Annotated in this window: 24 protein-coding genes; 10 read left to right on the top strand and 14 right to left on the bottom strand. The window is 45.6% G+C overall.

Translation table 11 applies throughout. The features are described 5' to 3' along the window. Window positions 1–40 precede the first annotated feature (40 nt). The 6 genes from ACK8OT_RS16350 to ACK8OT_RS16325 all read right to left on the bottom strand — a co-directional run bounded on the left by ACK8OT_RS16350 (window position 41) and on the right by ACK8OT_RS16325 (window position 7,624). Complete coding sequence (locus tag ACK8OT_RS16350) at window positions 41–1,249, bottom strand: TIGR03088 family PEP-CTERM/XrtA system glycosyltransferase (RefSeq protein ID WP_410197576.1); 1,209 nt, start codon at window positions 1,247–1,249, stop codon at window positions 41–43. Beyond that, window positions 1,236–2,822, bottom strand: a complete 1,587-nt coding sequence (xrtA, locus tag ACK8OT_RS16345; RefSeq protein WP_410197575.1) for an exosortase A — start codon at window positions 2,820–2,822, stop codon at window positions 1,236–1,238. The genes ACK8OT_RS16350 and xrtA overlap by 14 nt, the downstream gene beginning before the upstream one ends. A 3-nt stretch (window positions 2,823–2,825) precedes the next feature. After that, window positions 2,826–4,061 carry a TIGR03087 family PEP-CTERM/XrtA system glycosyltransferase gene (locus tag ACK8OT_RS16340; RefSeq protein ID WP_410197574.1) on the bottom strand — a complete coding sequence of 412 codons (1,236 nt, stop codon included), beginning with the start codon at window positions 4,059–4,061 and terminating at the stop codon, window positions 2,826–2,828. Continuing rightward, on the bottom strand, window positions 4,061–5,083 hold the full coding sequence (locus ACK8OT_RS16335) for a FemAB family XrtA/PEP-CTERM system-associated protein (RefSeq protein ID WP_410197573.1): 1,023 nt from the start codon (window positions 5,081–5,083) through the stop codon (window positions 4,061–4,063). The genes ACK8OT_RS16340 and ACK8OT_RS16335 overlap by 1 nt, the downstream gene beginning before the upstream one ends. A gap of 154 nt (window positions 5,084–5,237) precedes the next feature. Then, window positions 5,238–6,215 carry an XrtA system polysaccharide deacetylase gene (locus ACK8OT_RS16330; RefSeq protein WP_410197572.1) on the bottom strand — a complete coding sequence of 326 codons (978 nt, stop codon included), beginning with the start codon at window positions 6,213–6,215 and terminating at the stop codon, window positions 5,238–5,240. Between the two features lie 8 nt (window positions 6,216–6,223). Further along, window positions 6,224–7,624 carry a TIGR03013 family XrtA/PEP-CTERM system glycosyltransferase gene (locus tag ACK8OT_RS16325; protein ID WP_410197571.1) on the bottom strand — a complete coding sequence of 467 codons (1,401 nt, stop codon included), beginning with the start codon at window positions 7,622–7,624 and terminating at the stop codon, window positions 6,224–6,226. A gap of 250 nt (window positions 7,625–7,874) precedes the next feature. Here ACK8OT_RS16325 and ACK8OT_RS16320 point away from each other — a divergent pair, with 250 nt between their 5' ends. The 8 genes from ACK8OT_RS16320 (at window position 7,875) to hpf (ending at window position 16,006) form a co-directional block, all read left to right on the top strand. After that, window positions 7,875–8,516 (top strand): XrtA/PEP-CTERM system exopolysaccharide export protein, encoded by a 642-nt coding sequence (locus ACK8OT_RS16320; protein WP_410197570.1) that lies wholly within the window; start codon window positions 7,875–7,877, stop codon window positions 8,514–8,516. Window positions 8,517–8,555: 39 nt separating this feature from the next. After that, window positions 8,556–10,154 carry an XrtA system polysaccharide chain length determinant gene (locus tag ACK8OT_RS16315; RefSeq protein ID WP_410197569.1) on the top strand — a complete coding sequence of 533 codons (1,599 nt, stop codon included), beginning with the start codon at window positions 8,556–8,558 and terminating at the stop codon, window positions 10,152–10,154. An 8-nt stretch (window positions 10,155–10,162) separates the two neighbouring features. After that, complete coding sequence (locus ACK8OT_RS16310; RefSeq protein WP_410197568.1) at window positions 10,163–11,200, top strand: XrtA-associated tyrosine autokinase; 1,038 nt, start codon at window positions 10,163–10,165, stop codon at window positions 11,198–11,200. Beyond that, window positions 11,184–12,728 carry a TIGR03016 family PEP-CTERM system-associated outer membrane protein gene (locus ACK8OT_RS16305; RefSeq protein WP_410197567.1) on the top strand — a complete coding sequence of 515 codons (1,545 nt, stop codon included), beginning with the start codon at window positions 11,184–11,186 and terminating at the stop codon, window positions 12,726–12,728. Before ACK8OT_RS16310 ends, ACK8OT_RS16305 begins: the two co-directional genes overlap by 17 nt. A gap of 8 nt (window positions 12,729–12,736) precedes the next feature. Then, a complete protein-coding gene (locus ACK8OT_RS16300) occupies window positions 12,737–13,777 on the top strand; it encodes an XrtA/PEP-CTERM system-associated ATPase (protein ID WP_410197566.1) in 1,041 nt (346 codons plus the stop codon). Window positions 13,778–14,012: 235 nt separating this feature from the next. Then, window positions 14,013–15,026, top strand: a complete 1,014-nt coding sequence (locus ACK8OT_RS16295) for a LacI family DNA-binding transcriptional regulator (RefSeq protein ID WP_410197565.1) — start codon at window positions 14,013–14,015, stop codon at window positions 15,024–15,026. A 24-nt stretch (window positions 15,027–15,050) separates the two neighbouring features. After that, window positions 15,051–15,428 (top strand): hypothetical protein, encoded by a 378-nt coding sequence (locus ACK8OT_RS16290; RefSeq protein WP_410197564.1) that lies wholly within the window; start codon window positions 15,051–15,053, stop codon window positions 15,426–15,428. Window positions 15,429–15,643: 215 nt separating this feature from the next. Then, entirely contained in the window at window positions 15,644–16,006 is a 363-nt protein-coding gene (hpf, locus tag ACK8OT_RS16285) for a ribosome hibernation-promoting factor, HPF/YfiA family (RefSeq protein WP_410197563.1), read from the top strand. 94 nt (window positions 16,007–16,100) lie between these two features. On the opposite strand, the gene prsR is transcribed toward hpf, so the two are convergent. From prsR to ACK8OT_RS16255, 6 genes are all read right to left on the bottom strand, one after another. Further along, window positions 16,101–17,486 (bottom strand): PEP-CTERM-box response regulator transcription factor, encoded by a 1,386-nt coding sequence (prsR, locus tag ACK8OT_RS16280; protein WP_410197562.1) that lies wholly within the window; start codon window positions 17,484–17,486, stop codon window positions 16,101–16,103. Beyond that, on the bottom strand, window positions 17,483–19,531 hold the full coding sequence (prsK, locus tag ACK8OT_RS16275; protein ID WP_410197561.1) for an XrtA/PEP-CTERM system histidine kinase PrsK: 2,049 nt from the start codon (window positions 19,529–19,531) through the stop codon (window positions 17,483–17,485). The genes prsR and prsK overlap by 4 nt, the downstream gene beginning before the upstream one ends. A gap of 10 nt (window positions 19,532–19,541) precedes the next feature. Further along, window positions 19,542–20,561 (bottom strand): nucleotidyltransferase family protein, encoded by a 1,020-nt coding sequence (locus ACK8OT_RS16270; RefSeq protein WP_410197560.1) that lies wholly within the window; start codon window positions 20,559–20,561, stop codon window positions 19,542–19,544. Beyond that, entirely contained in the window at window positions 20,558–21,469 is a 912-nt protein-coding gene (locus ACK8OT_RS16265) for an HprK-related kinase A (RefSeq protein WP_410197559.1), read from the bottom strand. The genes ACK8OT_RS16270 and ACK8OT_RS16265 overlap by 4 nt, the downstream gene beginning before the upstream one ends. 175 nt (window positions 21,470–21,644) lie before the next feature. Further along, a complete protein-coding gene (locus ACK8OT_RS16260) occupies window positions 21,645–21,941 on the bottom strand; it encodes a hypothetical protein (protein WP_410197558.1) in 297 nt (98 codons plus the stop codon). Beyond that, on the bottom strand, window positions 21,934–22,671 hold the full coding sequence (locus tag ACK8OT_RS16255; protein ID WP_410197557.1) for a hypothetical protein: 738 nt from the start codon (window positions 22,669–22,671) through the stop codon (window positions 21,934–21,936). The genes ACK8OT_RS16260 and ACK8OT_RS16255 overlap by 8 nt, the downstream gene beginning before the upstream one ends. Before the next feature lie 284 nt (window positions 22,672–22,955). Here ACK8OT_RS16255 and rraA point away from each other — a divergent pair, with 284 nt between their 5' ends. Beyond that, window positions 22,956–23,441, top strand: a complete 486-nt coding sequence (gene rraA, locus ACK8OT_RS16250) for a ribonuclease E activity regulator RraA (protein ID WP_410197556.1) — start codon at window positions 22,956–22,958, stop codon at window positions 23,439–23,441. 72 nt (window positions 23,442–23,513) lie between these two features. On the opposite strand, the gene ACK8OT_RS16245 is transcribed toward rraA, so the two are convergent. Continuing rightward, window positions 23,514–23,723: a cell division protein ZapB gene (locus tag ACK8OT_RS16245; protein WP_410197555.1), complete on the bottom strand. Its 210-nt coding sequence runs from the start codon at window positions 23,721–23,723 to the stop codon at window positions 23,514–23,516. A gap of 172 nt (window positions 23,724–23,895) precedes the next feature. Between ACK8OT_RS16245 and ACK8OT_RS16240 the strand changes: the two genes are divergently transcribed. After that, window positions 23,896–24,117 (top strand): DUF1653 domain-containing protein, encoded by a 222-nt coding sequence (locus ACK8OT_RS16240; protein ID WP_410197554.1) that lies wholly within the window; start codon window positions 23,896–23,898, stop codon window positions 24,115–24,117. A 26-nt stretch (window positions 24,118–24,143) separates the two neighbouring features. On the opposite strand, the gene cysE is transcribed toward ACK8OT_RS16240, so the two are convergent. Further along, entirely contained in the window at window positions 24,144–24,923 is a 780-nt protein-coding gene (gene cysE, locus ACK8OT_RS16235; RefSeq protein ID WP_410197553.1) for a serine O-acetyltransferase, read from the bottom strand. Window positions 24,924–24,970 lie beyond the last annotated feature (47 nt).

Raw genomic sequence — 24,970 nt, 5'->3', positions numbered from 1 at the left:
TGCATTTATGCTGAATTTTTAATCTTTTACTTTAGGCAGCTTAATGATGACGCTTGGTTGATTTTGCCAGCTCGGTTAAGTTGTCATCGGGCAAACGCTTAGCATGATGATGTTGCGCCAATAAATCGCGATAAAAGCGGCTGTATTTAGCTACCATCACAGGCAAAGAAAACTCAGCAACAGCGCGCTCACGCGCCGCCTTAGCATGTTTAGCTAACATGGCGGGTCGTAAAATATAAGCCAGCATGGCGCGCTCGAGTTCAGCGCAATTTTGCGACTCGACTAAGGTGCCGGTTTCGCCATTTACCACCAGTTCGCCATTGCCCCCCACATCGGTGGCGATCACCGCCTTGCCCGCAGCCATGGCCTCTAATATGGTGTTACAAATACCTTCGGCTAACGATGGCAATACAAATAAATCCATGTATTGCAGCCATTTATTGATGTCTTGTTGTTGTCCCATAAAGAACACAAACTGCTCAAGGTGATGCTCAGCCACAAAGTGTTTTAAACTTGCTTCACATTCACCCGAGCCAATGATCAATAAACGTACTTTTTTGCCGTCTCCTGCGGGGTTATCCAATAACGAAGCAAAGGCTTGGAGTAACATCAGCTGATTCTTAACCAGCGCCAATCGCCCCACGGTGCCAATCACGAAGCAATCTTTATCTACCTTCTCTGGGGGTAACAGGTTGGGCTTGGCCATAGGCAAAAATGCATCAATATCAACCCCATTACAGATATGAGTGACCTTAGATCGCGGAATTTTGACTCGTTCAACAAGGTACTGATAAGTGTGTTTCGACAGGGCAATATAAGCATCCACCCAATGAGAATAGAACCATCGAATCAACCGATACTTCAGCCGCCCCGTAAGATCGGCCACATCCCAACCATGTTCGCCATGGCACGACAAAGGCCGAGTAGCAAGCCACGCAGGGAGCTGATATTCGAGCGCAGCCAAGTTTCGACTATGCACTATGTCTGGACGTAAGCGCTTAACCAACTTATAAAAATGATAGTAACAACCCCAATCAAAACCCGGTTTTTTGTGCAAATCAATGATCTCAACGGGCACTTTTATCCGTTCAATAAAATCATCATGATCGGTTAAACAGACAATCACATGGCGCACCGCATTGGTTGGCATCTGATTAATGATATTGACCAATCCATTCTCTAGGCCGCCCGCGTAGAAACGATAAACAACGTGCATGATTAATGGCCTTACGTCTTCATTGCATTCCATTATCTGCCTCCTTGGCTAACGTGACAGGCTCGGCAAACCACTGTTGTAGCGATGCCATATGGCTATTAAGAAAGGCATCGACCAACTGCCGATCGCCTTGACTAGGCACCATGATGGCAAATACCTGCCCACGGCTTGGTTCAAAGGGGGCATTCCACCACTGCAAAAGCTTAGTACTGATACCACCTAACGAATCATATTCACCTATCTGATACCAATAATAGACACTGATCTGCTCGCCTTGATCATTGCGCAACTTGACTAAGTTACTGGTCAATTCGCGGTTATTGAATTGCCCTGTGTAGCGATGGTGGCTTACAGCACGCCAACGACTGGGATCGTATAAACGATTGAGCACACTCACTAATTCTTTGCCTTGGTGCTCTTGGAAATAGTAAGCGCTATAAACAGTGACCACTTGCCCCGCTTGACGATATTGCGCTTGCCAGTAATGATCGGCATTAACAAAACGCGGCTGCCAGAACAGAAAATCAACCACCTTGTCACCTTGCTCTGGCCCCTGCCAGTCTGAACTCGCTACCGGCAAGGGTTTAGCCAACAAAGGCTCGACAACCCGCTGGCTGTGCCCACTTAAGGCAGCGGCGAACGCTAAACTACAAACGACTAATAGCAACCCAGCCCCACTGGTTAAATGACCGTAAAATTGAGCTGATTGCGTCTTGTATACCCTACCTGCAGGCTCAACTTGCTCGGTTTTAGCCGGCTCAGCAAACCACCAGCCGACAAAGAACAAGACGCCTATCACCAACGAGAAAAACACCCAGCCATAAATTAAGTGGTCGACATCACCTGCGATCCCTTGGTCTATAAAGTGATAAATCATAATGATTGACCACGCCCTAAGGCCATTGGCCACTATCGGCAGCACGATAGAGAAAGAGATAAAAAGCAATCGCTTGCTGTAGCTCTGAAAATGTAAATAGGCAAACAAACAACCTAAACTTAAAGCGGCCAACAAATAGCGAATACCACTACAAGTCCAAGCCACCTCAAAGCGCGCATCTGGGATATAAAGAAACATGCCTTCTTGGTAAACCGGCACACCACTGATGCGCAATAACCACACCGCCATTTCAGCGGTAATATGTTGTAAAGAAGGAATGAGAAATTCACCAAACGGCAACGCGAATAAGCTGTACAGCAAAGGAAATAAAATCACCCGACATTTGGCTGAGCCCCACAGCAACCAGACAAAGTTAGGCAGCATTGCCAGCACCGCCAATTGCTCTATCACTTGAATGCCCAAACGCTGACCAAACAACCAAGCCAGCATTAACCCAAGATGCAACCAAACCGGCCACCAAGAAAACGCCATCGGTGTTGCCGCTAAGGCCACTCGGCGCTGCCAAATCAAATACAAGCTAATGGGGATAATGAAGAAGCAATGGGCAAAGGTTTCTATGTTGTACCAAATCTTGACCATTGCCAGCCAAGTAGAAGCAAAGCTATACAGCCAAAGTAAAATCAAACAACCAAGGCCAACCCAAGGTAGTCTTGCCACGTTTGCTATCGGCTGTTGCAGCTGAATAAGAGGTCGAGAGATGGCCATCATGGATTAACCCTTGGCCTGACCAATTAAATGCTCAAGCCGGTTAAAACTACTTTGCCAACTAAAATGCTGCTGCACCCAGTGTCGCGCTAGCGATTCAACCGCCTTATTGCCTGTGTTATCACCATTTAGCTGCTCAACCTGATTAAGCGCCGCAACACAGTGGCGGGCAAAATCTTGCTTGGTGTCTGCCACTCGCGAGCCAGACGCATTACCTATGCCAACAAAGGCATGGCGACTTCCCACCACCACCTTGTTCATCGCCAATGCTTCTAGCACCTTGTTTTGGATCCCCCGGCTAATACGCAGCGGCGCAACCGCCAAATAAGCATGTTTTAAATAAGGTCGCACATCAGCAACGCGCCCCGTGACCACGATCCCCCGCTGGCTTGCGAGTTTTTTAACTGCTTTAGTTGGGTTTGAACCCACTATGTAGAAAGTCGCTTTTGGCTTTTGCGCAATAACACGAGGCCATACCTGTTGTGCGAACCAAGTAACGCCCTCGACGTTAGCCCAATAATCCATCGCACCGGTAAACACCAGCGCTTGCTCACCTTCGGCATAAGGAGAGGCGTCAGTTACGCTGCTGGGATCAAAATAATCGAGATCGACCCCATTTTGCACCCAGTTGATATTTTCAATTGTTTGAGTTGTTTGCTTCACACCTTGGCGTTGCTGAAAATCATCAGCCTCACTTTGTGAAACAAATAAGCTGAGGTTAAATGTGCTAGCCACATGGCTTTCATATTGCGCTAATGTGTTGTATTCACGTCGATAAAGCCAAGCCATCAAGCCTTTCTTTTTATCGGCATATTGCTGCCATTTATCTGAGTCTATATCAACAAAGTCCATCACCCGAAACTGTTCACCTTGAGTAACAAACTGAGCCATCACCGACGAAAAGGCCAACACCTTAATATCAGGATGCTCGCGCATGATGGCTTCAACCCAAGTTTGCATCTGCTTGCTTTGATAATAGGCCAAACTCAACGGCCGCTGATCCAATAAACCGCGCAAACTGGTCATCTTATGCCACAGCGGATGTCTCGCCACCAAATGGCAGCCCGCTAATTGCGGCTGCAACACGGCTTGGTATTGCCAATCATCGGGATCATCAATAAAGGCTCCCAGATAAACCTCATATCTTTGTTTTAAATACTGTAACCAATGATAGGAGCGAATTTTATCCCCCTTATTGGGGGGGTAAGGGATCCGATGGCAGAGGTAGAGAATCTTTTCCATTAGCCCAAGTCCTTTGCTAGCACAGGCCCTAACGCCCTGCTAATTGGTAGAGGTAATTTTTTCCACGCTTTAATAAACAACTGATATTTTGGATTATTTGGACTAATGTTGGGCAATTCTTGGCCTTTCACCAAATAGCTTTCATAAAACAACGGCTGCGCCGCCATGCCCCAGTGCTTTTTATAAGCGTGGGCACCACTGCCTAACTTGCTACGGCCAAAATCAAATTTCACCATGCCTTGTTGCGCACCGTGGCACATCAGTTGGTAGTACATGTAATCATTGCTTTTCAGATCTCGCGCCAAGGGAGTGCCGCCGCCATAAAACGGCATCACTTGATGTTTAAAATAAAAACTCATCACACTCGATACGGGCTTGCCTTGTGAGCTGACCGTTAAAATATCAATGTACTCAGGAAAGGTTTGTAGCAAGGCCTCAAAGTATGCCTTGGCAAATACTGGGGTGCCTAGATTGCGTACACTCTCGGAATAAATGGAATAAAAAGGCTCAATATTTGTTTCTATTTGATAATTCAGTCCATTTGCCAAGGATTGACGAACCACCGCTCGTTGCTTTTTCTTAATGCCTGCTAATATTTGCTCCGGCGAGGCAGCGAGCTCACAGGCAAAATTTTCATGGCTGGGCTTAGTTAACCAATCTGGTAAGGTTTCACGTCGATGGCGTAATTCAATGCAATCGACGTTGAGGCTTTCACCTAAACTCTTGGCTTGCCAAAGCAACAATTGTGTTGCGTCGGGATCAATCGACAAAACCCCAGCGCAGACTGAAAATGGCAAAGAGATAAGTTTGTTGCCAAACAACCAACTTTTAATCTGAGTTAAAGGCAAAATACCCAAGATACGCCCTTGTTCTTCAACATAATAAAACCAACAAGGATGATGATAGACCTGCTCAAAAATTTGCTGCCATCCTGACAGGTGGAAAAACTCGCCTTCGGGGTGAGATAAAACAAATTCATCCCACTGCTTTCTCATATCGGGTGTTAATAGCTTTAGTTGCACAGCCTATTCCCTCGCCATTGCGGCCATCTTGGCCTTTAACTTTAGGCTACTGCTTTACCTTTGCCACTTGAAACTGCTGCGGTATTAGCTAGGTCAAGTCCCAATTACATAGTTTAACTATGTTCTTAATGCCTTGACGCCCCTCGCTCACCGCCTACCTGCAACTCCAACTAGTTTGGGTGTAATTATACGCCTGCTGGGTTTGTTCTGAGGTTTGCTCACTCTTGTTTAAGAATAGCTCATCCATTCGCCGCCATGGATATTTGCTTAATAAATGAGCAATGCGTTGTTCTGTCTTATGCAAATTTAAATAATGTCTAAATTGGGTTTTACGACTCAGTTGAAATGGCCGCGGCTGATCAGGATCGAGCTCCCAAGGATGGATGTAGAAAATATAGGGCTGTTGTGCCTGACGATGAAAACGGCGCAAGGCCCATTGCATTACCGACTCTGGGTATAAACGAAAATAGCCCCCCCCACCAATGGGGAAGTTTTTCCCCATCAACTGTAGGGTTGAAATGGGTACTTCCAAAATATCGGGATGGGCTAAAAAAGCGAATCGAGGCAATAAGGGCGAGCCATAATGATCATGCTTTACGGGATAAACACTCGAGCTGTAACGGTAACCAGCAAGGGCTAATTCATCATAAGCCCAAGGCGTACGTTCACTGATTGAAAAGCTGGGGGCGCGATAGCCTAAAACGGGCATCCCGCTAATCTCTTCTAGCAGGGCTTTACTGCGCCGAATATCACTGCCAAAAGCCTTACGAGATAGATTATGAACCCGCTGGTGATCATAACCATGGCTGGCAATTTCATGCCCCGCTTGCGCTATGGTTCGGATCAGCTTGGGGTAACGCTCAGCAATCCACCCCAGAACAAAAAAGGTAGCGCGAATTCCGTGCTGGGAAAAAAGCGTTAATAACTTTTCGGTATTAGCCTCAACCCGACACTCAAACTGTTGCCATTGTTCACGTTGGCTAAACGACTCAAACGCAGAGACCTGAAAGTAGTCTTCTAAGTCGACCGTCATGGCACTCATATTAGCCTGAGGCGGCAATCGCTCACTTTTTTTGTGTAACAGCGAATCGCCATTTTTTTGCTCTTTAGATAGCTCTGCAAGATTGATCATAATGGCTCCTAACGTGAGCCTTGAGCAAAGCAGACAACCTCAATGGTTTGCACGAAAATAGCTAAGTCAAACCAAATGTTACGATGCTTAACATAATACAAATCGTATTTAAGCTTTTCTAATGCGTCTTTATCGCTCGCGCCATAGGGGTATTTTAATTGCGCCCAACCTGCTAAACCCGGTTTTACATTATGACGCTCAGCATAATAAGGTAACTGGCTACATAGACGCTCTACAAATTCGGGTTGCTCAGGGCGTGGACCAATAAACGACATTTCACCTTTGAGGATATTGAATATTTGCGGTAATTCGTCGATGTGATACTTACGCATAAACTGGCCAATACGCGTTGCTCGGCAGTCATTCTTTGCCGCCCATTGTGCACCATTGGCTTGAGCATCCACCCGCATACTACGGAACTTGAGAATTTGGAAAGGTTTACCGCCATAACCAACTCGAGTTTGACGATAAAAAATCGGCCCTTTATCTTCCATATAAATCGCCACCATCACAAACAGCAACAGCGGCCATAAAAACGCAAGAATAATAATGGCTAGAGACAGATTGAGTAGATTTGAAGCTATATTTCGAATGCTGTCGGCACGAACAAAACCATTTGAATAGACCAGCCAGCTTGGATAAAGCTGATTTACCGCGATTTGGCCCGTTTCCCGCTCAATAAAACTTAGCACGTCCATCACTTCAACACCGTACAGCTTGCAAGCAAACAAAGCTTGTAGCGGCAAATGGCCACGGCGCTCATCGCAGGCAACCACGATTTCATCTATGTGCTGATTTTTAACTAGCTCAATTAACGAACTCGGTTGCTCTAGGTCGACGGTTTGCAGTTTTAGCGAGCCCATCTCCACTTCAGCATCACCAGGCATTGGAATAAAGCCAATCAGATTAAAGCCTTTTTTGTCTGATTCTCGGCGCATCCGCTGTAAGATGATTTCGGCGCGTTTCCCTGCCCCCATGACTAACACCTTACGGCGAAATAATGCATCAAATCGACGCGATACAAAGTATCTAAAGCTCATCAACATAACTAAAGATAACAGTACCGAGCTGGCTGCCATCGTAAAAGATAAACTGATGGCATTAATCGTCGACAAAGAAAGGGCAAACACCAACACCAGACTACAAATGATGATCAAGCGTCGCCCAACACCATCACCGCCGCATCTTAGGCGGGGGTTGTACAAGCCTAAGCTGAGCATCAACAGCACTATCATTAATGGTAAGAAAATAATCTCTAGCAGTAACTGTGGCTGACTGAATAGTTGTTCATATTGGTTGGCGTAAAAGAATAAACATACGACGAGGAAGCCTAAGTAAACTATGGTCAATTCAGATAGCACTAATAGCTTGCTGGCTTTACCCGTACTTGCAAATGCGAAATGACTCATAAGGCGTTGTCCCTTTGCCTACATACCGACTCATTTAAAGATAGTTGATCCCTGTCACACTAAGTTGTAAACAATTCATCAAATTAACATAATTCTAACATTTGATATCTTTATTCCATCACTTTCCGCCACTAACTAAATGATTCTTTTATTATCTGTGCAAATTTTGCGCGAACACAATTTCATGAACTATGCTGATAAAAGTTGAGGTATTTACCTCTTACTTATTCACCACAGAGAGAGAAAAGCAATGGAAAGCATGTTCAAGCAATACTCATTGTTCATTTTGTTTGTGTGTTTTGGTTTGAGTGGTTGTAGTAGCCAAAATTCGGCACCGCTAGCAAGTTCAGCAACCTTAACCCCCTCATTAACAACTCAAGCCGACCAATATCAATACTTAATTGGACCGGGCGACAATCTCAATATTTTTGTCTGGCGTAACCCAGAAATCTCCGGCTCCTTTGTGGTCAGACCGGACGGTATGATAACGACTTCATTAGTCGAAGATATTCCGGTAAGTGGTAAAACCCCTACCCAGCTAGCAAGAGAAATTGAGGATGTGCTTGCCACCTATTTGCGCGAACCCATTGTCACCGTGACGGTCGCCGGATTTAACGGCCCATACAGTGAACAGGTACGAATTGTTGGTGAGGCAACCGAGCCCAAAGCATTAAATTACAGTCAATACATGACAGTACTTGATGTAATGATTGCGGTGGGTGGATTAACCGAATTTGCCGATGGCAATAATACCGCCCTCGTTCGCATCGAAAACGGTCAACAAAAGCAATATCGCGTTCGCCTTGATGATTTAATTCGTAAAGGAGATGTCAGCGCCAACACCAATATGCTTCCTGGCGACATATTGATTATTCCTGAAGCTTGGTTTTAACCCTACTCGGATCGATTACAACCAGCAAGGAGGCCGCTGATGAAGGAGTTAATTGATAAAGCTCTCTTCTATATCAAGGGAGTTTGGATGAAGCGTCGCTTCATCATCATTATTGCTTGGCTACTTTGCCCTGTTGGTTGGTTTTATGTCATGCAGATGCCAGATCAATATCAGGCATCTGCTCGGGTGTACGTTGACACCGACTCATTACTCAAGCCCTTGTTGCGCGGGTTGACCGTTGATACCTTTAAAGATCAGCAGCTCAACCTGATGGTGAAGACCTTATTAAGTCGACCCAACGTCGAAAAAATTGCGCGCATGTCTGATCTCGACATCCTCACCAACAACAGCGACGAATTTGATGCCTTGGTGGATAATCTCAGCAAAGAGATCAAAATTGGTCGCACCAAGCGCGAGAAGATTTTTACCATTAGTTATACCCACCCCAACCCAGATTCAGCCAAATCTGTGGTGCAATCTGTGTTGACCATTTTTGTTGAGGATACCTTAGGTGAGACGCGTACCGACACCGACAATGCGCAGCGCTTCCTAAATCAACAAATTAGCGATTTTGAAAAACGCATGGCCGCCGATGATGCAGCATTAACCGAGTTTAAACGCCAATATGCAGATCTATTACCAGGCCAAGGTAGTTCCTATTACGATCTACTCAGCACCGAACAGGAACAACTCGAGAATACTGAGCTCGCATTAAAAGAGGCGCAAACCCGTTTATTCTCCGCGCGTATCCAGTTAGAAGATGAAGAGGCGCTACCAAGAGCCCCAACCCCGCGCCAAGCGGTATTAAGCAGTAACATCATTACTCAGTATGACAGCCGCCTAGTTCAGCTTAATCAAATGCTAGATGAAATGAATTTACGTTACACCAGTAAACATCCCGACATCATAGAACTAAAAAGACAAATTGCCGATTTAGTAGTAAAACAACGCCAAGAGCGCGCCGAATTAGCGTCTATCCAATATCAGCAAAATCGACCAGCTGAAGCACTTGAATCACCTTTTGTACAATCTTTAAGACTCAACGTGAGTCAACTTGAAAATGAAGTCGCATCACTTAAAGTGCGCGTGGAAAATTACCGTGAAAAAGTAGCCAAACTACAGGAAAAGGTGCACCTAGTGCCTAAGGTTGAAGCAGATTTAGCGGCCTTGACCCGAGGCTATGACATAACCAAAAGCCAGTACAACCAACTATTGGAGCGTCGTGAGTCCGCCATTATGTCGCAAAAGGCCGATCAATCTACCGAAGGTGTCGAGTTTAAGGTTATCGAGCCACCCCGTGTACCCAGCGATCCTGTCGGCCCGAATCGAGTCATATTCCTCAGTGTCGTGACCTTACTTGGGCTTGGTCTTGGTATATTTGTCGCCTTTGCCATTAGCCAGATTAAACCTATCATTACCGGTCCGAAGGAGCTTGCAACGCTCACCAAGGTACCTGTATTAGGCGCTATTTCTCACACCAATATTGACAAGATGTTGCAAGTCAGACGACGCCATAATTTTGCTTTCGCCTTGGTGATTGCAACCTTGTTACTCGTCTATGCCGGACTGTTATTTAGCCAAACCAGTAATAGCCCCTATGTCGAGCAATTTAAATCGCTAGTGGCCATGAATAGGTAGGGATACAGATGAGCATTATTGAAAAAGCGCTAGCCAAAAAGCAGCAACATGCAGATGAATTAGCAAAGCAACAAGCTCAAGATCAAGCGGATGCATCGCCTTCAGAAGTGACGCAAACTGTTACCAACAGCGAGCAAACATCCGACTCGCAAAATAAGGTTGCCAACCCAGCCACACTCAACACTGCCCCCCCCAGCAATCCGGTTAGCTCTTCGTCACCGGCATCAACCGCTCAGCCTCAGCAGACGAACAAAGATGCGCCACCAACACCATATCAACCATCCCCGCGACCTGCGCATCAAGCATCCGAATTACAAAGCTTGAACCTCAACCTTAATCACTTAAAACAACAAGGTTTTTTAGTCGACAGCAATGAGCGCAGCCAAACTCACGAGGAGTTTCGCTTTGTTAAACGCCGGGTTCTGAAAACGGCCTTTGGCCCCCTCAAAGACACCTTGCCTAATGCCAACTTGGTATTACTGACCAGTGCTTTAAGCAATGAAGGCAAAACCCATACGGCCATCAATTTGGCCTTAAGTATCGCCATGGAGCCGGAGAAAACCGTCCTCTTGGTAGATGCAGATGTACTGAGTCCATCCATTTGCCACACCTTAGGCGTGCGCGCAGGTGTGGGTCTGATCGACTATTTGCTAGGAAAAACATCGACATTACAAGAAATTATCTATAATACCAATATACCTAATTTGCGCATTATGCCGGCGGGTGGAAAGCACCACCTGACCAGTGAGCTGTTAGCCAGTGAGCGCATGGCCAGTTTAGCGAGTGAGCTTGCCGAGCGTTATGCCGATAGGGTAATTATCTTTGATGCCCCACCATTACTGGGTATTAATGAAACACAAGCGCTAACCAGTTTTGTTGGGCAGCAGTTGATCGTAGTAGAAGAAAATAAAACGCCTTTACATAGCTTGGAAACTGCCATTAGTCTTTTAAACGCAGATCGGGCAATAGGCTTAGTGCTGAATAAATCAGTACAAACTAAAAACCTTTATGCTGGGTATGGATACCAATATGCCGAAAACCAATAGTTGTTTTGTCATCATCATTACCACTTTATTGTCACCCTATGCACTTGCTGCTGACTGGCAACGTAGTGCTTCTATTGAAACCAGTATCGAATATTCAGACAGCGTGACCGTTGGCGCAATCAAGGCCAGCGACGATGTTATTTTGGCAATTCGACCCGGTTTTGGTATTACGGGTAACGGCAACAATGCCTCACTAAGGGCAAGATACGACTTTCAAGGTCAGTATTATACCAATGCGGGTGAAACGGAAAATTTCCACGATCTCTCACTGCAAGCAGATGTTAAAGCGTGGCAAGACCGCATTCGCTTATTCAGCAACGTTAGCGCTAACCAACAAATCAGCAATATCAATAATGGGCTAATACCCGATTATGGCAACAATCCTGATAACCTTGAAACCGTTGGCAACTACCAAGTGGGGATTGAATGGTTGCAGCCTATCGCCAATATCGCTGACCTCAGTTTAACCAGTGATATTTATTATGTTGATGAAAAATCGAGTAATGACACCTTAGGTTACAACCTCAGTTTTAATGGCCTAAGTGGTAGCGATTTTCGCCGCAGCTTTTGGCAAATAGGGTATGATTTGAGCCACCAAAAGGCACACCAAGAAAAACGCAGTCTCAGTCAATCGGCAGAGGCCACATTTGGTTATGGTTTGATTGAACATTGGGCGCTATTTATCAATGGCTATTGGGAAGAAAATGATGTAGCCGATAGCAATGATCTGGATACCGCAGCTTGGGGGCCGGGTATTCGTTTTAGCCCTAGCGAGAGAAGCTATATTGATGTGAGCTATAACTTTAGCTTAAAAAAATCCAATGACGATTATTGGGCTGCGCGCGTTAATTGGGTGCCAAGCTTGCGTACCGGCTTCAATGCTTCTTACAGCAAACGTTTTTATGGTGATGCTTATGATGTCAGCTTGTATCACAATGTTCGTAAGATCCGCAGCCAAGCTACCTACAAAGAATCTATCGAGTCGTTTGCTAGCCAACTCAATAACCAGTTTAATAATGCTGGCTCGTTAATCTGTCCAGCAGGACCCATTAACGATTTAAGCAAATGTGAATTTTCTAGCCTCACTAATCCTCAGGTCGGGCCAGATCAGCAAGTAGTGAATATTTATAGCGCACTGCCTTCCATCGACAACGAACTATTTTTAAGCCGCGATGGCAAGTTAAGTAGCGTGTTTAAAGCCCGTAAGCACACCTTTAGCGTGAGCTTGTTTTATATTCAAAGGGATTACTTCAGCGACACAGCGGACACCGATGACTACGGCGGCCAACTTGCATGGGCTTGGCGCGTCGGTCAAAAAACCAGTATTCAATTAAGCTCTGAGTTAAGGTTTCTTGATCAAGATGATGTGTCATACACAGATCAAGAGCAAAATCATGGTATTAGTTTAAGTCACACGCTTGGACGTCGATCGCTTATCGTGTTGGGTTATACCTATACTCATCGTAAAAGCGAAGCGCGAAACACAGATGAGAATAGCCTCAAGCTAAGCTATCAAATCGTATTCTAGGAGGCGTTATGTACGAAGCGTTTTTTTCTCTTAACGCCAAGCCTTTTCAGCTCACGCCCGATCCTGAATTTTTCTTTGCCAGTAAAGAACACAAGCGAGCCATGTCATATCTACAATATGGCCTTGACCAAGGTGAAGGCTTTATTGTCATCTCTGGCTCTATTGGCACAGGTAAATCGACCCTAGCTAAACACTTGGTTTCAAATTTAAACGCACAGCAAGTTGAAGCTGTTCAATTAGTGACCACCAGTCTAGCGCCAATGGATCTGCTCAAATTGATTGCCAGTGGATTTAATCTTCAATTGCCCGCTGATATCGACAAAGCCGGTTTATTGCAACACATAGAGCACTACCTCAACCACAATTTCAGCCAAGGCAAACGCACCTTATTACTCGTGGATGAGGCTCAAAACTTACCGGCGGAGTCAATTGAAGAGCTGCGTATGCTGTCTAATATTCAGCATGACAACCGTCCCTTACTCCAGAGCTTTTTACTGGGGCAAGAAGAACTAAGAGACACCCTAAAGGGGGCCAATATGGAGCAATTTCGCCAGAGAATTATCGCTTCCTGCCACCTTCCCCCGTTAACCAGTGAAGAATGTCGCCATTACATAGAACACCGGCTTAAACACGTTGGTTGGCAAAACAATCCCGCATTTGCACCGGGTTGCTTTCCCTTGATCCACCGTTATACCCGTGGAATACCACGGATCATCAATCTTTTTTGTGATCGGCTTATGCTGTTTACCTTTCTTGAAGAAGCAAACTTTATCAATGAAGAGGCCATCGAAACCGTTAATGCCGAATTTATCCAAGAGCAAGAGTATGCCACCTTGCCTCCTAGCTCTGTGGGCGCGCAGGTGGGGCCAGCTAATGCCAACAGCCCAGGGGGCAACCCAGATGCCAATAGCCAAGTAAAGTTGCTCTACGACCATTTAGAAGAAGTTTTTCAATACCTAGATAAAACCATGATGGATAAGCTTAAACTGCTGCGCTATCTGGATAAGATAATCAAAGAAAAAAACATTCAGAATAAGGTGAATCACTAATTCTCCCTCACAAACAAAGCCCCATTGGGCGGTGTGGGTGTAACTGTGCAGCGATGCACAGATGTACAAGCTCGTCGTTGGTGGCGCTCACGTTTCGCAGCACTTGGTGTTGCTTTTATCAATACTCGCCTTAGACTGAAAAGTTGATTAAGTTGTAGAGTTTGGCAGTGAATTGCAGCACACGAAGGTGTGCTAACAAGCTCAGTATCCATCCTTCAAAATAGCAATGGAACCAATGGCCTCAATATCTGACGTAGCGAAAAAAGCAGGTGTTTCCAAATCAACCGTTTCACGCGTACTTAACCCGGGTGGCAGTGTTTCCTCAAAAACCCGAAGCATAGTCGAACAGGCTATCATGGAGCTTAACTTTCACCCAAATGGCTTTGCTCAAGGATTAAAAAGCAACCGCTCAGGCATGATAGGCGTGGTTATGGTTGATATATCCAGCCCTTACTATGCCATGCTGTTGGGGGGTATCCAAAGCCGCCTCAATCATGATCAACATAGTATCCTGACAACCAGTAGCTTTGGAAAACCAGAAAAAGAGGCGAATGCGATCCAGACATTTAAGTCACGACAATGTGATGGCCTCATCGTATATCTTGAGAACCAGCCAGATCCTGCCACCATAAAGCGACTCAATTTCAGTCAAACACCTGTTGTCACCTTAGGACTCTCTGCTCCTACTTTGTCCCCTAACTCGGTACTGGTAGACAATGAGTATGGCGGCTATCTCGCTGCACAGCACTTAATTCAGCATGGTCATCGAAAAATACTTATGCTGGCGGGATTAACACGCTACCCCGACGCCATCAAACGGAAAGCTGGATTTATCAAAGCGATGCAAGATGCAGGTATTGAAGAGTCTAGTTATCAAATTATACATGGCGAATTTAGTGAAGAGTTTGGCTACCAAGAGACCCAAAAGCTGCTACGATTTAATTGTAACTATACCGCTATTTGTGCTGGCGACGACGATATCGCCGCCGGAGTGTTATTGGCATTAAGGCAAGCCAGAGTTAAAGTACCACAAGACATCTCAGTGATCGGGTATGATGATAACTTTCATGCTAAGCATACTTATCCAGCCCTCACCACTGTGCGCCAACCTATTGAGATGCTTGGCGCGACGGCAACCGATTTGTTGCTTGATATTATGGCTAACCCAAGCCACGTAGGCAAAGATATTATCTTAAAGCCAGAGTTAGTGGAGCGAGACAGCGTCGGCCCTGCCGTCAACAGTATTTAATCAGTGTTATTTAAGGAGACCTAATTGATAAAACGAAATTTACTGGTTCTTATAAGCACATTATCAGCCTCAGTCGCCTTGAGTGGCTGTAACAGCACTTCCCCTGACAGCACCAGCCTAGTGTACATTTCGGATGGATATGTACAATGCGAACAGCCACCAGCCCCGTTAGTCGATACCGCAGCACTTTTACAACAAGCCAATGTGACGGTTCTCAAATCGGACTGTGGTCAAATCAAAGACATGGGCGTCATTTCGATGTGTGGCGCTGGTGGAACGGGTATTCATCTTCACCAAATTAACAGCAAAGATTTAAATCAAGCCAATCAAGCTGGATTTGACAGCATAGATAAGTTAACCGAACAGGGCTTAGCTTATGAAATCATCGAATGCGGTTTGTAAAACTGTATGACCACTCACAACTATGACGTTTAGATGACAACTAAACTTCACATGTAGCTTGAAACAGGGGAGCTAAAGCCTTATATAGATAAATACCTATGCGTTTAATTGTATTTGACTATAGGTTTTTTTTCTTAAAGCGTTAAACTGAAAGCAACCCTAAAACAATGGGTTACAAAATTGTAACCGCCTATCACAGTGAAGAGGGACTTCATATGAAAATAAATGTTACTGGCCACAATACCAAGATCACCGATAACATCATCCAACATTTAGAAGAAAAGTTTGCCAAAATCGCTTCACATTTTCCAAGTATCATTTCGTTAAACGTGATCATTTCACAGCAGCATTCTGAGTCACATTTAGAAGTCAGCACCACTTACGAAGGAGCACAAATCTCGGCTCGCGGTACCGCTGAACAACTTTACCCCGCTATTGCCAACGCGGTTAAAAAGTTAGATGCCGCACTCACTCACAGAAAAGGCCAACTAAAAGCGGACCGTCATACTAAGCCGGTCTCAACCACGCCTGAAATTGCGCATGAAATCATTCAAGAAATGAAACTTGTGAATGATTAATGGGTTATTGATTTAACCTTTACCAAGCCGGCATGCTGCCGGCTTTTTTTTGCCCTAAACCACCGACTCAAGTAAGCGATTATCATTGCCCCTTTTAAGTTAATTGGCTGGTACTGTCCACCTGCGAATTGATGGCGTATTTATCCAGTAAGGCATAGAGAGTTGGCCGCGTAATACCCAATAATTCTGCGGCTTTAGAGACATTATAATCACTAAAACTTAACGCTTCGGTGACGGCATTTTTCTCTGCTTGCTCGCGTATTTCACGTAAATTAAAGGGCTGATTTGTATTGCTGAGCACGGGGCTAGGTAAAGCCAGATCCATTGCCGTTATTCGTCCGCCTTCAGCCATAATCACAGCGGATTTCAGCTTGTTTTGCAGCTCTCGAATATTTCCCGGCCAATGATATTGGTACAAAGCTTGTAATGCGGAGTCATCAAACCCCTTAATATGTGCCCCTAGCTCTTTATTAATATTGACCAAAAATGCGCGAGCCAGTAATAGCACATCACTGCCACGCTCACGCAGCGCAGGTAACTGTAGAGTCATCTCGCTAATCCGATAATACAAATCCTCGCGAAATTGTTGTTGCTGCGCCATCGCCAACACGTCCTTATTGGTCGCACAAATCACCCTAACATCGACATCAATTTGCTGGCGGCTGCCTACCGGCTCTATCACCCTTTCCTGTAAAAACCGCAACATCTTGGCTTGTAGCGGCAAGGGCATATCACCTATCTCATCTAAAAACAGGGTTCCCCCTTGGGCGCATTCAACCTTACCCTTGGTCTTTTTATGGGCGCCGGTAAACGCCCCGCGCTCATAACCAAATAATTCACTTTCTAATAAATTTTCAGGAATGGAGGCACAGTTTATGGCAATAAATGGGGCGTCTTTACGTAGGCTGCAATCATGAATGGCACGGGCAAAAACCTCTTTCCCCGTACCACTTTCACCCAGTATGAGGGTGGTAATTTCGGTTGGTGCTATCTTTTCTACCACACGACATAGTTTTTGAATTTCGGGACTATCACCAATTATTCGAGCCAAGCGCAGATCTATTTTACTAAATTGCTGATTCGCCAGTTCTAATTCGTGCAGCCATAAGGCGCGCTTAATTAAAATGGTCAAAATATCGGTATCGATAGGTTTATGATAAAAGTCATACGCCCCTAATTTCACCGCCTCGATAGCATTTGCCTTATCTTCATTGCCGGTGACCACTATCACCTTAGTCAGTGGGCTTAACGCCACAATTTCGCTCAATGTGGCTAAACCTTCACTGGCATTGGCAGGATCCGGAGGCAACCCCAGATCTAAGGTCACCACTTTAGGCTCATAGCGACGTAATTGTTTAATCGCCGAAGCGCGATCTTGAGCAAAAATCAACTCAAACTGATCTAATCCCCACTTAAGCTGCTTCTGAATGCCGAGGTCATCTTCCACCACCAGTAATAAGGGTTTATCGGTTGTTTTCATTCGGCCTCCTTGTGTCGCGCTTGCTCTTGGCAATTGGCGTATATCGGCAGGGTTAAGGTAAAGCAGCTGCCCACTCCCAGTTCACTTACCACATTCAATTGTCCCTTATTAACCATAGCAAACTGTTTCGCTTCGTAGACACCTATCCCCATACCAGCATTCCCTTTTGTGGTATCAAAAGGGGCAAATAAACGCGAGCGAATAAATTCTTCGTCCATGCCACACCCCGTATCTTGGATGGCAATCAAGGCGCGCCCTTGTTCAACCGATAAACGCACCCTAACCTCGCCCTCTGGCTCGGTCGCATCTTGTGCATTTTTAATTAGATGCTGTACCACTTCTAATAGCTGCATTTGATCAACACAGGTGCGCGCCGATGCCAACACCTCAAGCTTGGGCTCGGGTTGCTCTTGACTGCATCGCTGGCAGGCCTGTTGCAGCAAATCAGCGAGATCAACTTCGGTTGCGGCTGCAGATTGCCGCGCATTTAATCTAAAGTGGTCAACCACTCGGCTAATGCGTTGCACCGCATTAGCCACCGTCGCCAAGCTGTCATCAATAAATTCTGGATTACGCTTATGCTTTTCGGCATTACTGATAATCATAGAAAGCTGGGAAAGGGTATTTTTTAAGTCATGCACCAAAAATGCAGACATTTGGTTAAACGCCTGAAATTGCTTAGCTTCAGATAAATCTCTATGGGCTTGGTGCAACACCAAATAATGCGCTAATTGCTTTGCTAATACCTTAATGTAATCCCTGTCTTCCCAATTTAACTGGGTTAACGCTCGCGATTGACCGATAAAGATAAGCGCCACTAAACGGTGTTGATAAAACGCAGGCACCACCAACCAAAGTTGCCTCATTGCCATGACCCCCTGAGGCATCACTAAGCCGGGATAACGCTGCGGCGAATTACGAAACTCAGGGACATCAATAATCCACGACGACTGACTGAAATATTGCATCAACCCCGTCAATTGCTCCGGCGCTACCGGCTGAGACAGCTGACAAGCCGCCATTAAGGTCACCTGATTGTCTTGCACCTGATAGATGGCACCGGTATCCGTACTCAAGCGCTTGAGCATAATTTCTAATGCATATTGATAGGGCGATTGCTGCTTGGGCTGCTCCATTAAATCTTGCGTTAAAGACAACCACTCATCTCGGTATTCGTAGCGATTGGCAAAAAAATGTTTGGCAATAAAGACCTTCACCTTTTGCCTAAACGACTGTGAAAAATACACAACCGCCAACATCAAAATCGCCACGACCACAAACAAAGCTTGGATAGCGCCGCCCCACTCCCCACCCATGTACTTGATGTAATAGCCAAACAAGGCCATCAACAGCAGATACAATCCAGCCAACACTAACAAACTACTGTGGAAAACCACCTCGCGTGACACATAGATACGTGCGGTCCAATGGGTTGTGCGGCGGGTTGCCAACACTAGCAATGGCAAACAAACGCAATGCACAAACCCTCTGACTTGCCAAATATCTTGGTCGAATTGGTTAAACAGCGCAGCTTGTGCATAGAAGAAAAAGTCAAAGCCAAAAACCACTCCCAAATACAGCACTAAAGGCTTTAAGCGCCAACGATGCTCAGGCGTTAGGTGCCGATATACTCGCTCAAGTTTCACCATCACCTGAATGGCTAAGAAGATATTGAGGTAGAAGCTCCAAGCAGGCGCAAAATAAGTATCGAAGTAAAAGCAAAAGACCAATAACAACCAAGCTAGTAGCGAGACCCAAACGCTACCGCTTTGAAACAGCTGCTGTCTGATCCTGACTTCGGGCTGCATCAAGCACACAATAAAAATCAACCAACTAAGGCTGCGCAGGCCATCAAACACCAAGAAAAGAGATATCTCGCCCCAATCTAACTCATAATAAACCAACACCTGCAGCGCCCAAGCCACCGCGACTAAGCTAACCAACAACAATAACTTACCCGAATTGGATTTGGCCTTTGCCGCCAGCAACAAAGCAGCAAAAAATAGATAAGCTAAACCTGCAGCAAAATAGCTCAAAAAAGCCATGCTTATCTCCCTATGTTTGACGGTAGCGAATCATTGCCTTGCGCAGCAGATGCGGTAACAACAAAGACAGCGGCATACGCAATAAGTGACCCTGACAATAGAAATTCAGTTTCGACCATGTCACAGCCCAAGATTGATTAAACTGACTGGGCGGCAACATGGCCTTTAATGCCCAGCCTTTGTCAAAATGAGGCAGTTCTTCTGCAAATAGCTGGTTGGCAAGTAGACTCGCTTTGGCCAATGGCTGGATTAAATTAAGCTCAGAGGCTCTTAGAAATAAACGATCCGATGCCACGTTTTGTGAGAGTAAAAAGATATCTCTTAGATCGCGCCAACCCTTATCACCTTCCCCTCCAAGCAACAAATGAGCACAGGCATGCAAACACAAATCAAGGGGATCAGGGAGTGAAAAAGCCGTATCCGCAAGAGGCCTAGCACGCTCTCTCACTAGCTCAATATCAAACTGCCAGCGGCATTGATTGGGCAGCCAATGATGGTGTAAGTCCAAGACAATACCCGTTTTTTTATGTACAAAGGGCGGCAGCTCGTGCATCCAAGTTCGATAATATTTGTCATCATAAGGGGTTTTACCGCGATTATCCCAACCATGTAACCATAAGCTGCGCTCAGCACGGGGTAAATCTTGCTTGGCAATAAGGATGTCGATATCAGACATCATACGCCCCGCAGCATTAGGCGTATTTGCCATTTGGTAGGCCGCGCCCTTTAGCAATATAGGCGAATAAGGCGCTAACGCATCACCTAGCTGCAACAACGCCATATTGACACTTTGCTGTTGATGCAGCACTAATTGCTTAGCCCAATGTAACCGCTGACTTGCCCGCTCGGGAATACACTCTGCAACCGGCAGTAGGCTTTCGGCTAACACGCCAATAAGTTGGGTGCGCTCACCAAGCTGTAAAATTTGGTTCCAAACGCTAGCATCGAACTGCAAATCGATTTGGTCGCCCCTTAACAAGGCCAAGAAGCATTGATTAGCATTGCTGCGGTCAAGTGACAAGGGCTTCATAGGCCTTCCTCTAACTCAACCAGAACCCGGCTAAAATCCGAATAATCCAATTGATAGGCGCGACTGTTAGCCACTATATCAGCCAAACATGAGAAGGCTTGCTGCCCTAAAATCGCAAAATTAAAACTGTTATCAGCAAGCAGCATCAAGCACTGCGCGGGGCTCATCACTTCAAGCTGACAGCGCTGCTGAGGATTAAACTTGGGAAAAATCACATGCTTAATGGGGTAAGTTCGATCTTGCGGAGCATGACAACTCACCGGGGGAGAATAAAGTGCTACCCGCCCCTTACTCGTGCCACAGAATTCAGCCGATAATATTCCCTCTCCCCCTTGCTGCAGAGCCGCTTTAATCACCTCGATAGATTCATTTTTCAGGCTAATAGGGCGAGGCAGCGGCCTAACTTCACCTGAAGCCAAATCAATAATGGCAAATTCATCGGACAACAGCTGCCAACCATGTAGGCATAACAACGCACAAAATGTGCTTTTTCCCGAGCCGGGCGGTGCCGGGATCACCATGGCTTGACCAGCTTTTGCTACCACCGCAGCATGCAGGGTTAAACAACTATGATACTTAGATGCAATACAATAATTGAGCCCCCACTCCCACAGAATAGGCAAATGCGATGTAGGCATCGAATAAAAGGGAGCAGACTCGCTTTGATAAAAGCGAATTTGCGCCTTGATCAACCGTCGCCAACTATTTTCATATTTAATCTCAATATCAAAACTCGCGACTTGTGGCTCGGTCGAACAAAGATGATGCGGATAGTGCTCCAATAAGAATTGGCCAAAACTTGCCAAGGGGCAGCGAACCCTTACTAAAAATGGAGGTATATCAATAAATAAACCTTGTGAAGCAAGTGCACTGACCAGGACATCTTTATGTGCAGCAATTGTTAGCATCCGTGCCACCTTGTACTGTAATTCCAGACAAAAAAGCTCTGTTAATAACTATAGCACCATATATCCAAGCAACCTGAAGATGCGACGAGGGAATAAGACAGGGCAAGTACGTAACGGCAAATACATATACCCAAGCGAAAACTCAAACTCAGGGAGGGTTGATTGAAGGATGGGGTTAATGCAAATAACGGCAGCTGATAATATTCAAGGCAAGCCATTGTCTAAGTAAGGAGTTAAAGCTGGCTTCGGGCTCATCGGTCGCCAAATTCAAAGACTGATAGACTTCTTTCAGGGCATCAATCGACACACCTGAGCCCTCGGTAAAGCAGCTGAGTAAAGGTAAAAGCGATGCTTGCATAATATGCAAGCTGTTATCCAAAGGATTAAAGACGACTAGTTCATCGCCAAACAAGCGCCAATCCAGCTGCCTTTGAGTGTGATAAAGACAAGTCTGCTCGACTCTATCAGACATATAAGCTATCTAAAAAGGTCTTAATCGAGCCATTGGCGAAGCTAGGCAAATTGTAATCATCATCACGCCCTTCAAGCATAGCCTCTATTAACTCACAGCCAAAGGCAAAGTCGATGGGATAAGTTAATTCGGGATGATGCGCTAAATGCACGATATTGAAGTAAGTCGCAATGCCGATAAACTCTTCAGAGCCTGGTTTTTGCCAGAGCACTTCCATAATGGGCATATTGCTATAAGGCGAAGATGCAAAACAGCTTATTTCACCCAATAAGGTAACAGGGCTCACTGACACAACGGGCATCGCTCCGTTGAGCGTCCCCTGAAACCAACTTTTACCATTATTGGTAAGCAAGCCTCTATCATTGATACCTTCTAAAGAAGGCTTGTCATAACGTGGAATACCATTTTCAGCGCCACAATAGTAATGAGCATCACCATACGCAGGCCAGCCTAAATTCCATTCATCGCCAACTTTGGCACCAACGTGCACCTTGTAGTAACCAGGACTTCTGCCTGAAGCAATACAACTCTCGGGTTCACGCGCAGTAGAGGGGGCTAAAGAATGGGCTGCACTGGCGGTATAACAAGTACCCGCCCCCATGGCTGAGCGGCTAAAGAAACTTGATACCAATGGCAGGCCGACACCTAACTTACTGCCACGAATAAGAAATTTACGACGACTATCCTGAGCGGCTTGTTCCTGGGCCGTTTTGTTACTTACTTGTCTCATGGTCATGTCCGTTTTGTCACCCACCGATTATTACTAGTATAGTAACGAAATTCACTTTGTGACCAATCGCACATTGGATATTTATTAATCAAATCGACAAGACCGCTGCCACATTAGCGTCATGCTAGCGCAACAATCTTGAGGCAACTTGGCTATATATTGATTTAGACGCTCGCACCCAAGTTGGTTTTAGGTATATACTGACTAAGTTTTAAACGGGGACAAAACAAATAAATTCAATTGGTTTGGCCACCACCACTGTCATTTTAGTAAGGTGATATACAATGGAATACAATACTTCAGAACTATGCGACACCTATGCCGATACCATTGATGTAGTGGAACCTATGTTCGCTAACTTCGGGGGTAGGCATTCATTTGGTGGCGAAATAACAACAATTAAATGTTTTGAGTCAAATGGTCTGATTCGTCAGGCGCTGCAAGAATCGGGGATAGGTAAAGTGTTACTTGTCGATGGCGGTGGCTCAGTACGCCGCGCGTTAATCGATGCAGAACTGGCCGAACTTGCTGCTGAAAACGAATGGGAAGGCATTGTAGTGTATGGCGCGGTGCGCGATGTTGATGCCATTGAGGAATTTGAAGTAGGTATTCAAGCCCTCGCCTCTATCCCTGTTGGGGCCGATGATACCAGCATTGGTGAAGTGGATGTCCCTGTTAACTTTGGCGGCGTTAGCTTTCTACCTGAAGATCATTTATATGCCGATAGCACTGGCATTATCCTTTCGCCTGAGCCACTCGATATCGAATAATTTCCATATTTACTCACGCATAAAAAAAGCCCAGACGTTAACGTGTGGGCTTTTTTATTGCGCTAGGCTTGCTTAGCCAGCTTGCTCCATTTGATCCATTTTACCTAATAAGGTGCGTAGGCGTTCTTGCCATAGCTGGTGCTCACCCTGCAGCTGCTCATTTTTCTCGCTTAGGCTGGCATTGGTTTGCTTTAATTCGTCAATTTCCATTTGCAGAATAGAAATGGTATCAACGGCACTTTGCACTTTAGCTTCTAACTGTTCTAATACTTCAAAAGACATAATAATTTAACCCTTAAACAAGACACTATCGCGTAATGAGACTGAGCATAAGCTTTAGGCTAATGTTATTCAACCCTAGCTAAGCTAGGCTGGAAAAAAATCGATGAAAAATACTTAATCTAGGGCTAATCTCAGTCTGCAACAGGGCTAAAAGCAGCGAAAAAGGATACTTATGAAGCCAACATTAAGGCAAGGAATTTACCAGCACTATAAGGGCAACCGCTATCAAGTGATTGATTTAGTCATACACAGTGAAACCGAAGAATGGCTAGTGCTGTATCGACCCCTATATGGTGCGGGAGAGCTGTGGGTGAGACCTTATGACATGTTCGTGGAAAATGTCACCATTGCGGGAGAAGAAGTGCCGCGTTTTGAATTTATACAAGCGGAATAAGGGGTGGTAACACCCCCAATACTCGCTTACAAATTTTGGCTCATATCCAACGATGGTTTATCGCAACTTGGTACACCCACAACCTTGGCTGGCACCCCTGTCACTGTGGTATGAGCAGGAACATTTTTAAGCACCACGCTGCCGGCTCCGACTTTGGCTCCCGCCCCTACTTCGATATTTCCTAACACCTTAGCACCTGCGCCTATCATCACGCCTTCACGGATTTTAGGATGGCGATCACCGCACTCTTTACCAGTACCGCCTAAGGTTACGTTTTGTAAAATGGACACATCATCTTCTATCACGGCAGTTTCGCCGACCACGATCCCCGTCGCGTGGTCAAACATAATGCCTTTACCTATGCGAGCAGCAGGGTGTACATCAACACCAAACACCACCGCAATTTGGCTTTGAATATACATCGCCAACGGACGACGATTTTGATGCCAAAGCCAATGCGCAACGCGGTAGCCTTGGATCGCGTGGAAACCTTTCAAATACAGTAACGGAGTGGAGAAAAACTCCACCGCAGGATCACGCTCTTGCACCGCGACAATATCGGCAACCACAGATGTTAAAATGGTTTTATCTGCCGTAAATGCCGACTCAATGATTTCACGCATCAAGATAGCCGGCATCGTCGGGCTATCTAATCGATTCGCTAACTGAAAACTCAACGCAGCAAGCAAGGTGTCGTGGTTAAGAATTGTTGAATAAAAGAAGCTGGCAAGCATCGGCTCATCTTGCGCCATCTGGTTGGCTTCTTCGCGAATTCGCTGCCAAGTTTGCTGTTGCAGTGCGTCCATGTAACTACCTTGGATTAAAACTTAAAAATGATTAGGTGCAACGGCAT

The sequence above is a fragment of the Motilimonas thetidivivens genome, assembly GCF_046452435.1.
Taxonomy (GTDB): Bacteria; Pseudomonadota; Gammaproteobacteria; order Enterobacterales; family CBDFNC01; genus Motilimonas.
The sequence above is the reverse complement of the archived record's forward strand: the minus strand, read 5'-3'. Positions and strand labels throughout refer to the sequence as shown.

Bases quoted from the DNA above. Each gene is read 5' to 3' on its own strand.
- ACK8OT_RS16350 (WP_410197576.1), bottom strand. From the start codon at position 1,249: ATGGAATGCAATGAAGACGTAAGGCCATTAATCATGCACGTTGTTTAT.
- xrtA (WP_410197575.1), bottom strand. From the start codon at position 2,822: ATGATGGCCATCTCTCGACCTCTTATTCAGCTGCAACAGCCGATAGCA.
- ACK8OT_RS16340 (WP_410197574.1), bottom strand. From the start codon at position 4,061: ATGGAAAAGATTCTCTACCTCTGCCATCGGATCCCTTACCCCCCCAAT.
- ACK8OT_RS16330 (WP_410197572.1), bottom strand. From the start codon at position 6,215: ATGATCAATCTTGCAGAGCTATCTAAAGAGCAAAAAAATGGCGATTCG.
- ACK8OT_RS16325 (WP_410197571.1), bottom strand. From the start codon at position 7,624: ATGAGTCATTTCGCATTTGCAAGTACGGGTAAAGCCAGCAAGCTATTA.
- ACK8OT_RS16320 (WP_410197570.1), top strand. From the start codon at position 7,875: ATGGAAAGCATGTTCAAGCAATACTCATTGTTCATTTTGTTTGTGTGT.
- ACK8OT_RS16315 (WP_410197569.1), top strand. From the start codon at position 8,556: ATGAAGGAGTTAATTGATAAAGCTCTCTTCTATATCAAGGGAGTTTGG.
- ACK8OT_RS16310 (WP_410197568.1), top strand. From the start codon at position 10,163: ATGAGCATTATTGAAAAAGCGCTAGCCAAAAAGCAGCAACATGCAGAT.
- ACK8OT_RS16305 (WP_410197567.1), top strand. From the start codon at position 11,184: ATGCCGAAAACCAATAGTTGTTTTGTCATCATCATTACCACTTTATTG.
- ACK8OT_RS16300 (WP_410197566.1), top strand. From the start codon at position 12,737: ATGTACGAAGCGTTTTTTTCTCTTAACGCCAAGCCTTTTCAGCTCACG.
- ACK8OT_RS16295 (WP_410197565.1), top strand. From the start codon at position 14,013: ATGGCCTCAATATCTGACGTAGCGAAAAAAGCAGGTGTTTCCAAATCA.
- hpf (WP_410197563.1), top strand. From the start codon at position 15,644: ATGAAAATAAATGTTACTGGCCACAATACCAAGATCACCGATAACATC.
- prsR (WP_410197562.1), bottom strand. From the start codon at position 17,486: ATGAAAACAACCGATAAACCCTTATTACTGGTGGTGGAAGATGACCTC.
- prsK (WP_410197561.1), bottom strand. From the start codon at position 19,531: ATGGCTTTTTTGAGCTATTTTGCTGCAGGTTTAGCTTATCTATTTTTT.
- ACK8OT_RS16270 (WP_410197560.1), bottom strand. From the start codon at position 20,561: ATGAAGCCCTTGTCACTTGACCGCAGCAATGCTAATCAATGCTTCTTG.
- ACK8OT_RS16265 (WP_410197559.1), bottom strand. From the start codon at position 21,469: ATGCTAACAATTGCTGCACATAAAGATGTCCTGGTCAGTGCACTTGCT.
- ACK8OT_RS16260 (WP_410197558.1), bottom strand. From the start codon at position 21,941: ATGTCTGATAGAGTCGAGCAGACTTGTCTTTATCACACTCAAAGGCAG.
- ACK8OT_RS16255 (WP_410197557.1), bottom strand. From the start codon at position 22,671: ATGAGACAAGTAAGTAACAAAACGGCCCAGGAACAAGCCGCTCAGGAT.
- rraA (WP_410197556.1), top strand. From the start codon at position 22,956: ATGGAATACAATACTTCAGAACTATGCGACACCTATGCCGATACCATT.
- ACK8OT_RS16245 (WP_410197555.1), bottom strand. From the start codon at position 23,723: ATGTCTTTTGAAGTATTAGAACAGTTAGAAGCTAAAGTGCAAAGTGCC.
- ACK8OT_RS16240 (WP_410197554.1), top strand. From the start codon at position 23,896: ATGAAGCCAACATTAAGGCAAGGAATTTACCAGCACTATAAGGGCAAC.
- cysE (WP_410197553.1), bottom strand. From the start codon at position 24,923: ATGGACGCACTGCAACAGCAAACTTGGCAGCGAATTCGCGAAGAAGCC.